This window comes from Pseudophaeobacter sp. 1A09344 (genome assembly GCF_041008745.1).
GTDB classification, from domain to species: Bacteria; Pseudomonadota; Alphaproteobacteria; order Rhodobacterales; family Rhodobacteraceae; genus Phycobacter; species Phycobacter gallaeciensis_A.
In genome coordinates this window covers 37,643-50,348 of the sequence record NZ_JAXGFS010000018.1, presented here as the reverse complement: position 1 = coordinate 50,348, position 12,706 = coordinate 37,643, and the positions used below count along the sequence as shown (strand labels likewise).

The window sequence follows — 12,706 nt, the reverse complement described above, 5'->3', positions numbered from 1 at the left end:
CAGACACCGTCAGAAGGTCAATTGTGCCATTGGTTGCATGGGTTTAGCTGAAACCATCCAAACAATTCGGATTGGTAGCTTGAAGCGCGATCACGTCGACTTAATGCAATAAAATCAAACGTTTACGGCTATCCTGATGCGCCTGAACGTATTGGTGCTGTGGATAACTTTCACACTACATCTAGATTCTTCTTGCCGGACTCACTGGATCGTGGCATTCCCATTCTGACGGCAAAACGCGTCAGATACGCTGTACACCGTCAGAATGACCAAGAGCCTCAACAGAGGCCGAGAGTGGGCGGCAGGATATGGATGATCGTAACGTTGGATACGCGCAAGGCATAGGGTCTTCCGACATCGGAGCATTTGCCGACAATCTGGCTGAGTCTTTGGATCGCCAGATGAAGATCGCTTTCGAGCCCGAAGAACGAAAGTCCCTGCGCCGTTTCAGTTCTACCGAGGTCGCCAGCCTCTTGCGCGTGAGCACATCTAACCTGCGCAACCGGCACAAGGACGGCAGCTTCCCGGAAGTGCATACAGACAACCGCGGACACCGGTTCTACACAGCCCAAGAGATTGATAAGTTGCGCGATATTCTGGGGCGCACTGGAAAGAACGCAGAAAGTTACCGTCCTGGTCGACGTGAGGGCGATCGTCTCCAGGTGATATCCGTCGTCAATTTCAAAGGCGGATCGTCAAAAACGACAGCAACGATACATCTTGCACAACGGTATGCCTTGCGAGGCTACCGAGTGTTGGTCTTGGATCTCGATCCGCAGGCAAGTCTGACCACCTTTTTCGGCTTTCGGCCCGAGCTCGAGTTCGCCGAAGGCGGCACAATCTATGATGCCCTGAGATATGAGGAACAAGTTCCACTCTCAGCCGTCATCCAAAAAACCTACTTCCATAAGCTCGATATGGTCCCAGCGGGCCTAATGCTCTCGGAATACGAAACCGAGACGGCAAACGCCCTCGCCCGCCGGGTGCAGCCCATATTTGCGGAGCGCCTCGCCTTAGCGCTTGAGGAAGTAGAGGCGAATTACGACATCGTTCTGATCGACTGCCCGCCTCAACTTGGTTTTCTTACCCTAACGGCGTTGGCAGCCTCGACTGGGCTCCTGGTAACGGTCGTACCAGGCATGCTCGACATTGCTTCGATGAGCCAGTTCCTCAAGCTTGCTTCGGAAACGGTGAAGGCTGTCGAAGAAGCCATTGGCCGGCGCGTTACCTGGGACTTCGTTAAGTTCTTGATCACGAGATACGAGCCCTCGGACGGGCCTCAGACGCAAATGGCGGGCTACCTGAGATCGATCCTGGCCGGACAGGTCATGACTGAACCAATGTTGAAATCTACGGCAATCTCGGACGCCGGTATGACCCAGCAAACCGTCTACGAAGTTGATCCGAGCCAATTCATCAGAAAAACGATTGATCGCGCTCTGACCAGCGTGAACGGCGTCGGCGATGAGTTGGAGCAGACAATCCAAATGGCATGGGGGCGTCGCTGATGGCCCGAAACATCTTCAATCAGCCACCAAAGGACGAGAAGGAGAGCGCGGTCCCCTCCCCTACCCCATCAAAGGCAGCAAAACTGCCAGGTTCTGTCGGCGGATTGCGCGACTCTTTGCGCGAGATTACCGCGAATTCGATCCGTGACATCGAGCCCAACCAGATTGATATGGATGGCCTGCGCGATCGGTTGGTGCTGGAGGATTCCAGCATTGATGAGTTGGCCGAAAGCATTCGCAAGCATGGGCAACAAGTACCAATTATGGTCCGCCCATCAGCGCAACCGGACAGATACCGCATCATCTACGGACGACGCAGGCTTGCAGCGATCCGCATGGTCGGCGGAACGGTCAAGGCGATCGTTCGGACCTTGGATGACGATGCTTCTCTGATCGCACAGGGCCAAGAGAACAACCTCCGACTAGACCCGTCTTTTATTGAGAAATCTATTTTTATCAAAGAGATGCAGGAATCAGGTTACAAGCCAAACGTCATTCAGGATGCTCTCGGCTTGACACGGCAGGGCGTGTCCAACCATCGCGTCGTCATAGAGCAACTGCCAGAAGGGCTTGTACAGCTAATAGGGCCAGCACATGGCATCGGACGACGGCAATGGGGTGACCTGGCCGCTTTCTCGAAAAAGATAGATCTGGTGAACACGGCCAAAGAGGTGATTGCTGCCCTGCCCGACGACACTCCAAGCGCGGAAAAGTTCCAGGCAGTCTACTCGGCTTGCTCGAACAAGGCGCGTAGCGACAAAAAGCAAGCCAACGGCAGCCTAACGTCCGTCGTCAAAGATGCGGACGGTAGCTCTGTGGGAACGCTGACAGTCGATCAGAAAACGATCGCCATCAAGATCGCCAAGAAGGACAACCCAGAATTCGGCCAATGGATCGAAGAGCGCGCGGAGGCAACGCTTTTGCAGCTCTTCGAACAGTGGCGGAATGAGAGCGGCTCTGGGTCCTAAGCCCCAAGCCACACAGAGTAACGCGAGCAGAGGAGAAAAGCGAAGACCAGAAAGAAAAGAGCCCCCCAAAGTTCCCCCTGGAGAGCCCTCATCATTCGATTAGCACTCATGATGTAGCAACCTCCAGCAAACCGGTCAAGAGTCACCGATTCGGTGGACCGATTTTTATTGCCTTTTTCTGAGCGAAATCTCGGGAAGAGACCGGGAAGTTGTGGGCCGAACGGTCGTCGTGAAGAAACCATGGCATTTACAAAACTATCGATCAGAACCGCTGGTGCTGATGCATCACGCGGCTCAATTTCTGCGGCTGAAACCGACATCTGGACCATCTTCAGGGCACTGAGAGATTCACGTAGCGTATTCGGTCTGCGTCCTGGCCATATCCAAACACTTCAAGCCATGCTCAGTTTCTTGAAGCCCGGCCATGGCGAAACGGTTTTCGCGTCCAACGACTCCATTTGCCAGCGCGTCGGCGGAATCGACGAACGGACACTCCGCAGACACATCAACCGCTTCGTCGAACTCGGTTTCATCAAACGCAACGACAGTTCAAACCGAAAGCGCTACCGCGTTCGCTCGTCCAGCGGGGAATGCATCAGCTATGGACTGTCTCTAACCCCCCTCCTCCAACGTGCGAGCGAGCTTATCGCCATCGCGCATGAGATGGAAAATAACCGGCGGGATCGGATATTTGTCCGCAAACAGATCCTAACAAAGCTCGCCCATTTGGAAGAGCATGATCCCAGAAACACATTCATCAACCACGCACGAAGAGCTCTACGCAGGAAGCTGAGCCTTCCCGAATACCACGCGCTGCTCGCCGACACGGACAAAGAATGCCAGAGTTTGTATACCCCAGATGACCCACCAGAAACTGTGGAATTGCCCGCCAATGACGGACAAACTGTCCGGCACCAATCTAAGTCTGAAGAAGAAAAAAAAGATTTAGATAGCAACATAGGCACTGAAGCTCTGAAACCAGACTTGCTAACCTCAGTCTGCGATCAAGCGACATCGTTCTCAACAGAGAGACTTAGAGACTGGTTGGACATTGAAAACCATGCTCGAATTCTTGCACCCATGATGGGGATTCACCCAGATACATTCGAGAAAGCCAAGAATGCAGTAGGAGCTCAGAAAGCGTCATGCGCGATCTTCATCATGCTACAACTTGGACAACGCATCAGGGACTTTGGAGCGTATTTTCACAGTATCACCTTGGGCCAACGTCGAGACCAGTTTGATCCAGTGGTTTTGATCAAGCGTCTGTCCAAAGCTGCTATGCAATCCGCCTAGTGTCCACCGCGGTGGACGTCTGGCCGGCAACTAGTCCAATGACGCGCGCGCTCTCCACGTGCATCAAAGCGACCGAGCCAAATTACACTAGAGCGATAACGCACGGTCAATCCGTGTTCCTCCGACCCGCTGATGTCCACCGCGGTGGACAGATCAGGCACCAAGTCTCACAACTCACATGCGTGACAGCCGCTCTTCGTCATCCACCACTTCCAAAGAACCGGTATTGTCAGTCCAGGCCCACAAAACGATGTTCAAGTCCGATGATGACGCGCCCTTCGCAAAACTCTGGATCAGAAGCCCCGCAAACCGATCCGCTATGAGGGCGCGTGCCAAATCCTGTGTCGGCACAGGTTGGCCATCGAGCATCTTCATGCGCCATGCTGGGTCGGCAAGCATTGACGCTGTCATACCATACCGTTTGAGCATGTCCTGATCGCGGGTATCGAAAATAGGCCCAAGGTCGGCCTTGTAGGACACCAGGATCGTGGGTTGCAGGCAGCCGACCTGGTTGGCTTCTCTGAGTGCGGTCGCGGGATCCAGCGAGGTGTAGAGGCCAGGGGTGCCGTTGGCGTTGAAGCGCCCTCCATAGAGATCAGCGCCACGTCCGGACAGAGGTTCACGCGCATAGACCGGGTTCAGGGCCCGGTAGAGTGGCCCTGAGTAGCGTCCATCTTTCAGCGGCATCAGGCAAAGACGCCCGCATCGACCGCATCGATGTACTCCAGAACTTGCTGAGCTTTGCCTTCCTGCACCAGCTGCATGGCTGTCCGGCCATCAAAGCCGGGCAGGGGCTCTGACCGGTACCATGCATAGGCCATCAGTTCCGAGCCGAAGCGGGGTTCGACTTTGTTCAGCACCTCTACTAATTCGCGCAGGCGGCGCTGCGTCTTGTCCGAACCGATGCGGGCTCGCCTCTGCAACGCGTCTTTGCCCAAGCCGACGGTCAATGCGATCTCTTCTGCTGATGTGCGTAGCACCGCGGCGATCTTCCGCGGTTCGAATTGCCCAGCTTCAGCAAAGCTCGTGATGTGCATGATCTGTGCTCCTACAGTGATATTGACGGTATATAGCGGCAATATTGCTGAAATTCAAGTTTTCAGGAGGTGCTGTGCCTTCGTTTCCCATACTTATTCGTAACGCTCCATTACTCTGAATGTCGAAAAACCTGATTTTTGGGCTTGAGAAGTCGCCGTTGGCGCGTTCTTTGCCGATCTAGAACGTCAGATAAGTTATTGATAATATGACAAAGACTGCGGCAGTCTGACCGGAGTTGCCGATATGGCTTGCCGATCTTGGATCGGAACCGGCACTTACTGTATGCAGTCACTGGAGTTCGCGGTGGTGTCGATCCATTGACAGTTACTTGAGACCAGTTGGCTGGTGGAAAGTGAAAGTGGACTTCGGGTTTTGTGACTGACGGATGAGGGCCTTTGGGGTGCCTCGGACGGGTCCGGGCCGGGTTCCGGTCTGCCGTTCCTGATGAAGGGCATTCCCATGCAAATAGGTGTCTTGCGCGCGACCGCTGCCTCCTGGTGGCGGCATAGAGAACTGCGCCGAACTGGCCAGACGGCGCTGGCACAGCAGCTCGAACGCCAGACCGTCCAGCGTGACCTCGGCTATCTCAGGCAGGCGGCGACAATGCCGGACGCGGATGTGATCTGCGGGGAGGGTGGCACTTTCCTGCATCTCGGCTGGACCACCGTTTCGACTCTCACGCCGATCGAGTGCTTTCCCTTGGCCGCCCTGGCAGTCGCACGAGGAACGCCCCTCATCGATATCCGGCCCATCACCGATGTCATCGCCTTCGCGAACCTGCCGAAGGTGAGGCGAGACGGATCGGTCAACTTAGTCGTCACTCCCCCTCACCAACACTCGAAAGGAGGCCAGCCATGGCCCGATCCCGCACGCCCAAATTCGATGCCTCCGAGGTCATCACCAACGAAATCATCCGCATCATCGAGCGCGGCGTCCTGCCGTGGCGCAAGCCCTGGACGGCAGGCGGCAGCTCGCGTCCTCTGCGCGTTGGAGGAGAGCCTTACCAAGGGGTCAACAACTTTCTGCTCACCATGCGAACGGTGATGGCGGGTCATAGCTCACCTTTCTGGATGACGCTGCCGCAGGCCAATGCACTGGAAGCAAAGGTCCGCAAGGGAGAGAAATCCTCTGTAGTCGTCTACTACGGCCAAACCCGGAAAGACGCCGACGGCGAGGATGATCTGGGAGAGAGCGATGATCGGTCCGAGGAGGCCCGCATCTTCCGCTTCCAGAAATCCTATCGCGTGTTCAATGCCTGCCAGATCGAGGGCTTGCCCGACAGCTTCTTCCCAGATCCGGAGCCCGAGCCCGAGCATCCGTCGTCTGAGCCCATCCCGCACATGCAGGCGTTTTTCGACACCATCGACATCACGACCGTCTTCACGGGGACGGAAGCCTATTACCTGCCGCCCGTGGACAAGGTGTTCATGCCGTCGATTGCGCGGTTCGAGAACCCGCGGAATTTCTACGGGGTCTGGGCCCATGAGCTGGCCCATGCCACGAAGGCCCCCCATCGACTGAACCGTGATTTCGGGTTCTCGAAGTTTGGCAACACGTCCTATGCGCGCGAGGAGATCGTCGCCGAGCTGACCTCCGTGTTCCTGGGCCAGACGCTCGGTTTTACAGCCCATACACTCGAGATGAACGCGGCGTATCTCTACAACTGGCTGCGCGTGCTGCGCTCTGACAAAAACGCGATCTTCAAGCACGCGGCCGACGCGCAGCGCGCCTGCGACTACCTGATCGCACGGTCGGAGGCGGGTAGGGCAGGGGAGGGCGCCCAGGCCGCTTGAGCGGTGTGTGCCGGTAGAGGGAAAGCAGGCTTTGGAGAGGGTGTTTCAACTTTTCAAAGGAATGCCCCATGACCATCGCCGTACAACCCCAGACAGACAGCCCAGATCCGAGTGTGATCGCAGCGCAGAACGACGCGTTTCGCAAGCTCGTGTGCCTCGGGGTGCAGCCTGAGCAGCCCATCCAGGGCCGGATGCATGTCACCCGCTCGATTATGGAGGCCGGTGACGGCTTCATGGCCGAGGCTGTGAAGGCCACGGGGGCGTTCGACACGTTCGAACCCGAGAATGATCCCGAAGGCTGGCACGATTTCGGGGCGGTCGAGATCCGGGGCGAGACGGTGTTCTGGAAACTGGATTTATACGAAGCAGGTTCCGACTTCCGCTACGGGGCCGAGGCCCCGGAAAATCCCGCGTCCACAATGCGCGTGCTGACCATCATGCTGGCGCGCGACTGGTAGGGGAGGGGATACCCCCTTCTGACACCCCAAGAAATGAAGGCCCGCTGACCCTTCAAAGGGAGAGTGGGCCTTTTGTCGTGGTGATCCCCACAGCCGGGGATTGGTCACGCGCGTGATGGCGCGGGCCGCATCTAACTCACCAAGAAGGATATCCCATGACCGCAAGTTTCAATCCCGCTTCCGTCGCCATCGGCGATCTGACAGCTCACCCCGCCAATGTGCGCAGCAACTCCCCCGAAACCTATGACCCCGAGAACATCGCGCATCTGAAAGCCAGCATCGCCGTGCTGGGCCTCCTGCAGCCGCTCCTGGTTCAGAAGATCGACGGCAAATATGCCGTACTCGCAGGCGGTCGCCGCCATGCCGCCCTGAAGGAACTGGTCGCGGACAAGAGCGAGAAGGGGTTCACCTCGAAAACCAAGGTCGACTGCCGCCTCGTGCCCGAGGATTGTGACGTGACCACAGCGCTGTCGCTCGCTGAGAACATCACGCAAGCGCCGATGAACGCCATTGACGAATTCGAGGCCTTTGCGCGGATGATGGAGGTCGACGGTCAGACGCCCGAGACCATCGCCAAGACCTTCGGCACCACGATCGCCGCCGTGAAGGGGCGTCTGCGCTATGGCCTGATCCACCCCGACATACGCGCCGCGGCCCGGGCCAAGACGATCACGCTCGACACGATGAAAGCCTTCGCCGAGCACCCGAGCCAGAAGGTGCAGAAGGAGGTCTACGAGGCGCTCACTAAGGAAGACAGCTTCCTGCAGGCCTACACTGTCCGTCAAGCGCTCAAATCCCGCGGGGTGCAGGTCAGCGACGATATTGGGGCCTTCGTGCGCGAGGACTATGAGGCCCGCGGCGGGGCCATCGCGGCCGATCTCCTGGAAGAGCATTCGGTGCTCGAGGATGCGGCGCTGGTCGAGACCATCCTGCTCGAGAAGCTCGGGGCTGCCGCCGAAGAGGCGCGCGCGAAGATGGGTTTTGCCTGGGCAGATGCCTTGGTCCGCTACGATTACGCGGCGATGGCGGACTACGGCCGGGTCTATCCCGGTCCCATTGAGCCGGACGAGGCCGCCCAGAAGCGCATCGACGAGATCACCGCCGCGCTCAAGCAACTCCAGCTCGAGATGGAGGATGAGGGGCTCGAAGACGATGCCTACAATGCGCTCTACGACCGCGTGGACGCCTTGGAAGAGGAAGCCCGCGACCTACAGGAGGCCTACAGCACCGAGGACCTTGCCCGCGCAGGCGTGGTCGCGTCCTGGTCGAGTGGGCAGGTGACGCTTCATTTGGGGCTTGTGCGCCCGGAGGACACCGCGAAAGAGGAGGGCGCGCGTGGCTCTTCAAGCAACCCAACGGGGGAGGAGGCCCCGGACGCCGGCGAAATCACTTATCCAGCCTCGCTGGCCGAGGACCTCAAGACCGAGCGGGCCATGGCCCTTGGCGCCGCGATGGCGCTGCATCCGGAGGCGACGCTCGATCTGACGCTCTTTAAGCTGGTCAGTGACGTTCTGGCCAGCGGCATGAGTGTCACGCAGGCGATCAAGGTCGAGGCCCGCAAGGAATACCGCAGCCACGCCAAGATGGACGAGATCGACGCAACCTCGCTCGAGCAGGTGGCAGAGGCCCATGATGCGCTTGACCACTCCTGGCTCGATGACAGCCGCTCGCCCGCCGATCAGTTCGCGGCATTTCGCGCGCTCGAGGCAAGTGAGAAGGCCAAGCTCGTGGCCTATGCGACGGCCAGCACGACGCAGTCCTATTTTGCCCGGGACCGCCAGCGTGACAGCCTGATGCATGCGTTTGAGATCGAGATCATGCCAGATATCCGCGCCCATTGGACGCCGAACGCGGCGCTCTTCAATCGCTTCAAGAAGGCATGGCTCCTGAAGATCCTCGGCGAGGATCTGGGACTGGCCCAGGAGGCGGTAACGCTGGCTTCGTCGAGCAAGAAGGAGATCGTCGCCTTCTGCGACAAGCTCTTCGCCGAGCCCTTCGCCACGCTCACCGACGCACAGCGTGCCGCCGTGGCCGCCTGGTGCCCGCCGATGATGCAGACCGCCGGTGTCGTCTGTGACGAGACGGCGCCCTTTGCGGAAAGTCCGGAATGTGACAGCGAGGTCGCGCAAGCGGCCTGAGTCCAAACGCGACCCGCGCGAGCCATGCCGCCCGCGCGGGTCGATCCTCCCACACCCAACCGAAAGACATCCCCATGGCTATTCTCAAGTTCTCTGCCTCCGCTGTCGCGGCGCAGATCGCCCATGCCCGCGCCTGCAAGACCTTCCTGCCCAACTGGAACGGACCTGTGGACAGGCCCGCCCTGATCCTCATCGTCGGCAATGGCGTGCATTTGCGCTCGAACGGCATCGATGGCACGACCACCCGCATCGTTACCACCGAGCAGGCCGATCCGTCCTTTGCCTTCGCCGATGGCATGAACCCGTTTCGCGACACCGACTGGATGGCGCAGCGCCGCATGGCGTTCCGTGATCTGACCGGCCAGTTCTACACCGACATCCTGGATAACGTGCAGGTGCTCATCGATCGGGGGCAGGGCGCGATCCGGCTCGCCACCGATGGCCACAGCATCCGCGTCTTCGTGCGCAGGGCGTCGGACTTCCTCATCGGTGGAACCTACGAGGTGCCCTCGGGGCTTGGCGGCACGTTCCGGGTCATCCTCAAGGATGCCTGCGATACCTTCGCGATCGTGCAGAACTGCGGCAATTGCGAGGATTTTGACGCGATGCAGCCCTACCGCGTGCCGCTTGATGCGCTGATGGAACTCGATGACCGGAGGGCGGCATAATGGGATGGCTTTTCTACACCGATCGCCGCGTCCAGACCTACGCGGATGAGAAAGCGGAAATCGCCCGGCTCTGCACCTTTGAGAGCGATACGCGCAAGACCGAACTGGTCAAGGCCTGCAAGGTTGGCTCCACCTGGTATGCGGCGGCAAGGGTCACCAGTCTCGACGGCACCCCGGTCGAAGACGCGACCTATGTCACCGATCCTAACGGCGCGATCACCTTTGGGGCCGTCTTCCTCACCCGATATGATGACGGCTGCTGGGGCTACAAGGACATGGAGGAAAGCGCTGGCCCGAACGAGTCGCGCGCTCCCCTTGGGTTGATCGAGCTCCTCTCCGAGCTGAAAGACCCGGACAGCTACGCGCATGCTTGGCGTCAGCGCTGTCGGGATTGGGCCGCAATCCCGGACTACCAGGAAGGCGACAAGATCAGGCTAGCCGCCCCTGTGACCCTGACCGATGGCAGCACCTGCCAGATCGTCACCGCGACGCACTACAGGCGCGGGCGGCAAAAGCGCCGCTGCTACCGCATCGAGGAAACCGGTGGCCTCGTGCGCCTGTCCAAAGCCTCACTTGCCTGCTCGGAGCTGCTCAACTCCGCGAAGGGCGCGGCCAGCCCGGTGCTCGCCGAGTTTATGGTGGGGCAGGGACGGGTGAGATCATGACGCTCGAAGAAATCAAAGCTGCGGTCGATGCCGGGCAGACAGTGCATTGGGCCAATATCGGCTACGTTGTCCACAAGGACTGGCTCGGTCAGTACCTCATTATCTACGTGCCGAACGGCAGCTGCATCGGTCTGACCGACCGGGGCGGGGACCGGTTGAACGGTAAAGAGGCGGAGTTTTTCGTCGCACGATCGGAGGACGGCGCGGATAATCCGGGTAGCCAATCAAGGCCAGACGGGCAGGGGAGGGGCGTAGCACCCGGAAGCGCGGTGGCATTCCCCCTCGGACGGCAGCTTTGACCCTTGGGCGGGGCTGAAAGGAAAGCAGGCTTTCTGATTTGTGATCCCATGAGGGGTCGAGAAAGCAATCCCGGATGCGTTGGCAAGGATGTCAGGCACCGGCCAATCCAAGAAGGAACCATCCCATGTTCGCAGGAACCCTCACCCGCAATGTCGAGACCGCAACCGCCGAGTACACCGGCATGATCAACTCGACGCACTTTGACATCGCCATCACGCTTGAGACACGGGCCAAGATGTCCGCTCGCAGCCCGGATTACGACGTGACGGCGATCAACAAGTCGGGCCGCAAGGTGCGTATCGGCACGGCCTGGAACGAGACCGGCAACACCAGCGGCAACCTCTACATCTCGATGCAGATCGATGTCGGCCTTGGCCCGTTCCGCGTCAACGCGGTGCAGACGAAGGAAACGCGCGCGGCTCAGAGTGGTGAATTCGAGATCATCCCGCTGGTCTCGAACGGTCTGATGAAATCCGGCTCAATCTCGGGCGAGCTGACCGCCATGGACGCGGACAACGCCTTCACCGGCTACATCGCCAATATGATGTTCGATCTGGAGTTCATGCTGATCGAGAACAACTACAAATCCGAGGAGACCCACCCCGATTACCGGATCGAGGTCAGCTCGCCCCGTGGCACACCGATCCGCGTCGGCTCGGCCTGGATGGCGAAAAGCAGCCGCACGGGCAATGACTACCTGTCGCTGCTGATCAACACGCCCGATGGCGACCTGCGCGTCAACGCCGTGCAGAACGAAGAACAGCGCGGCGGACAGACCTTCTCGATCATCCCGTTCATCGACAGCGGTGAGCAGCCGCAGGACGCAGGTGCGGGGCTGTCGCTGGTCGCGTGACCTTGGCATGAGGACAAAAGACCTGAACAGCGAGGGGAGCCGTGGGAACACGGTTCCCTTTTTTCCATGTCCGTTTGAGTGAAAATATGATCTGGTAGCAATGTGTCAGGCGCGACCGGCCCTCAGCTGACATCCGTGCATCGCGTTGAGAATGTCTGCAGGCTGCGCGAAGCGGACTGGGGGCGGAACATATCTCCCTCATGAGATATCCAGCGGCGTCTGGGCGAGTAGCTACGACATCTCGAGAACCTGGCAACGCGCAGTGCTTTGACGTAGTCAAGTAAACCCATGGCTCCGCGAACAAGGCCTTTGTGGATCAGTATGCCGACCGAACAGCCTGACCTTCTTCACGCCATTCAGGCAGACCACCTTCCATGCGACGGGCGTTAAATCCATTCTTGCGCAAGAACGCCACGGCTTGATGTGCGAATACACAGTATGGGCCACGGCAATATGCCACGATCTCGGAGTTTCGATCGAGGGCCGTCAGGAACTGATCCATTTCTGCTACGGACATGTTGACCGCGCCCGGAATGTGGCCATCTGCGAACTCGTCGGCCGGCCGCACGTCAAGGAGGGTTACAGATCCTTCGGCCAGTCGGGCAGAAAGCTCATCGCGTTTGATCGGTTCCAAGGCGTCTTCGCCGTACGAAATCCCGCGAAGGATGTCCCTGACCTGAGCGAGGTTCCTTTCAGCCACTTCGCCCAGCACGCCCAACAGAGCCAGCGTCCTCGCATCGGTCAGACTGTAGATCACCGCCTTGCCGTCGCGTCGGCTGGTGACAAGGCCCGAACGCCTCAATTGCTGTAAATGCTGCGAGCAGTTCGCGACGGTGAGCCCGGTCTTTTCTGCCAGCGCCTCCACACCCCGTTCTCCTTGCGCCAGTTGCTCCAGAAGCATGAGGCGCGCGGGCGCCGACAGGGCGCGCGCAACAAGGGCGTATTCTTCGAGAAGGGCCATCTTCGGGCTGATTGACACGGGCTGCCTTTGGATACTACATCATTCAAGTGATCGCTTGAA

Annotated in this window: 13 protein-coding genes and 1 pseudogene; 11 read left to right on the top strand and 3 right to left on the bottom strand. The window is 59.0% G+C overall.

Features of this window, described 5'->3' with window-relative positions; all coding sequences use genetic code 11:
- Positions 1-308 precede the first annotated feature (308 nt).
- From repA to repC, 3 genes are all read left to right on the top strand, one after another.
- On the top strand, positions 309-1,508 hold the full coding sequence (gene repA, locus SM765_RS21555; protein ID WP_043754158.1) for a plasmid partitioning protein RepA: 1,200 nt from the start codon (positions 309-311) through the stop codon (positions 1,506-1,508).
- Complete coding sequence (gene repB, locus SM765_RS21550) at positions 1,508-2,476, top strand: plasmid partitioning protein RepB (RefSeq protein ID WP_368981879.1); 969 nt, start codon at positions 1,508-1,510, stop codon at positions 2,474-2,476. The genes repA and repB overlap by 1 nt, the downstream gene beginning before the upstream one ends.
- Before the next feature lie 240 nt (positions 2,477-2,716).
- Positions 2,717-3,772: a plasmid replication protein RepC gene (gene repC / locus SM765_RS21545; protein WP_368981878.1), complete on the top strand. Its 1,056-nt coding sequence runs from the start codon at positions 2,717-2,719 to the stop codon at positions 3,770-3,772.
- Between the two features lie 174 nt (positions 3,773-3,946).
- On the opposite strand, the gene SM765_RS21540 is transcribed toward repC, so the two are convergent.
- Together SM765_RS21540 and SM765_RS21535 are read right to left on the bottom strand one after the other, a co-directional pair.
- Entirely contained in the window at positions 3,947-4,459 is a 513-nt protein-coding gene (locus SM765_RS21540; RefSeq protein ID WP_368981877.1) for an RES family NAD+ phosphorylase, read from the bottom strand.
- A complete protein-coding gene (locus SM765_RS21535) occupies positions 4,459-4,809 on the bottom strand; it encodes an MbcA/ParS/Xre antitoxin family protein (RefSeq protein ID WP_065331695.1) in 351 nt (116 codons plus the stop codon). The genes SM765_RS21540 and SM765_RS21535 overlap by 1 nt, the downstream gene beginning before the upstream one ends.
- 445 nt (positions 4,810-5,254) lie before the next feature.
- On the opposite strand from SM765_RS21535, the pseudogene SM765_RS21530 reads away from it, so the two are divergent.
- From SM765_RS21530 to SM765_RS21495, 8 genes and pseudogenes are all read left to right on the top strand, one after another.
- A pseudogene (locus tag SM765_RS21530) lies at positions 5,255-5,620 on the top strand (hypothetical protein); the annotation flags it as partial.
- A gap of 44 nt (positions 5,621-5,664) precedes the next feature.
- Entirely contained in the window at positions 5,665-6,603 is a 939-nt protein-coding gene (locus SM765_RS21525; protein ID WP_368981876.1) for an ArdC family protein, read from the top strand.
- A gap of 68 nt (positions 6,604-6,671) precedes the next feature.
- The gene (locus SM765_RS21520; RefSeq protein WP_368981875.1) at positions 6,672-7,061 is read left to right on the top strand and encodes a DUF3768 domain-containing protein; all 390 of its coding nucleotides are present in this window, start codon (positions 6,672-6,674) and stop codon (positions 7,059-7,061) included.
- Positions 7,062-7,216: 155 nt separating this feature from the next.
- The gene (locus tag SM765_RS21515; RefSeq protein WP_368981874.1) at positions 7,217-9,199 is read left to right on the top strand and encodes a ParB/RepB/Spo0J family partition protein; all 1,983 of its coding nucleotides are present in this window, start codon (positions 7,217-7,219) and stop codon (positions 9,197-9,199) included.
- A 74-nt stretch (positions 9,200-9,273) separates the two neighbouring features.
- On the top strand, positions 9,274-9,867 hold the full coding sequence (locus SM765_RS21510; protein ID WP_368981873.1) for a regulator: 594 nt from the start codon (positions 9,274-9,276) through the stop codon (positions 9,865-9,867).
- Positions 9,867-10,532, top strand: a complete 666-nt coding sequence (locus tag SM765_RS21505) for a DUF6927 domain-containing protein (RefSeq protein WP_368981872.1) — start codon at positions 9,867-9,869, stop codon at positions 10,530-10,532. Before SM765_RS21510 ends, SM765_RS21505 begins: the two co-directional genes overlap by 1 nt.
- Positions 10,529-10,831, top strand: coding sequence for a hypothetical protein (locus SM765_RS21500; RefSeq protein ID WP_368981871.1), 303 nt, complete (start codon positions 10,529-10,531; stop codon positions 10,829-10,831). The genes SM765_RS21505 and SM765_RS21500 overlap by 4 nt, the downstream gene beginning before the upstream one ends.
- 125 nt (positions 10,832-10,956) lie before the next feature.
- Positions 10,957-11,685 carry a DUF736 family protein gene (locus SM765_RS21495; RefSeq protein WP_368981870.1) on the top strand — a complete coding sequence of 243 codons (729 nt, stop codon included), beginning with the start codon at positions 10,957-10,959 and terminating at the stop codon, positions 11,683-11,685.
- Between the two features lie 316 nt (positions 11,686-12,001).
- Here SM765_RS21495 and SM765_RS21490 read toward each other — a convergent pair whose 3' ends face one another.
- On the bottom strand, positions 12,002-12,646 hold the full coding sequence (locus SM765_RS21490; protein WP_368981869.1) for an ArsR/SmtB family transcription factor: 645 nt from the start codon (positions 12,644-12,646) through the stop codon (positions 12,002-12,004).
- Positions 12,647-12,706 lie beyond the last annotated feature (60 nt).

Excerpts from the sequence above, each read along its gene's own strand:
- SM765_RS21540 (WP_368981877.1), bottom strand. The coding sequence starts at position 4,459 with ATGCCGCTGAAAGATGGACGCTACTCAGGGCCACTCTACCGGGCCCTG.
- SM765_RS21520 (WP_368981875.1), top strand. The coding sequence starts at position 6,672 with ATGACCATCGCCGTACAACCCCAGACAGACAGCCCAGATCCGAGTGTG.
- SM765_RS21490 (WP_368981869.1), bottom strand. The coding sequence starts at position 12,646 with ATGGCCCTTCTCGAAGAATACGCCCTTGTTGCGCGCGCCCTGTCGGCG.
- repA (WP_043754158.1), top strand. The coding sequence starts at position 309 with ATGGATGATCGTAACGTTGGATACGCGCAAGGCATAGGGTCTTCCGAC.
- SM765_RS21495 (WP_368981870.1), top strand. The coding sequence starts at position 10,957 with ATGTTCGCAGGAACCCTCACCCGCAATGTCGAGACCGCAACCGCCGAG.
- SM765_RS21515 (WP_368981874.1), top strand. The coding sequence starts at position 7,217 with ATGACCGCAAGTTTCAATCCCGCTTCCGTCGCCATCGGCGATCTGACA.
- SM765_RS21500 (WP_368981871.1), top strand. The coding sequence starts at position 10,529 with ATGACGCTCGAAGAAATCAAAGCTGCGGTCGATGCCGGGCAGACAGTG.
- SM765_RS21525 (WP_368981876.1), top strand. The coding sequence starts at position 5,665 with ATGGCCCGATCCCGCACGCCCAAATTCGATGCCTCCGAGGTCATCACC.
- repB (WP_368981879.1), top strand. The coding sequence starts at position 1,508 with ATGGCCCGAAACATCTTCAATCAGCCACCAAAGGACGAGAAGGAGAGC.
- repC (WP_368981878.1), top strand. The coding sequence starts at position 2,717 with ATGGCATTTACAAAACTATCGATCAGAACCGCTGGTGCTGATGCATCA.
- SM765_RS21505 (WP_368981872.1), top strand. The coding sequence starts at position 9,867 with ATGGGATGGCTTTTCTACACCGATCGCCGCGTCCAGACCTACGCGGAT.
- SM765_RS21535 (WP_065331695.1), bottom strand. The coding sequence starts at position 4,809 with ATGCACATCACGAGCTTTGCTGAAGCTGGGCAATTCGAACCGCGGAAG.
- SM765_RS21510 (WP_368981873.1), top strand. The coding sequence starts at position 9,274 with ATGGCTATTCTCAAGTTCTCTGCCTCCGCTGTCGCGGCGCAGATCGCC.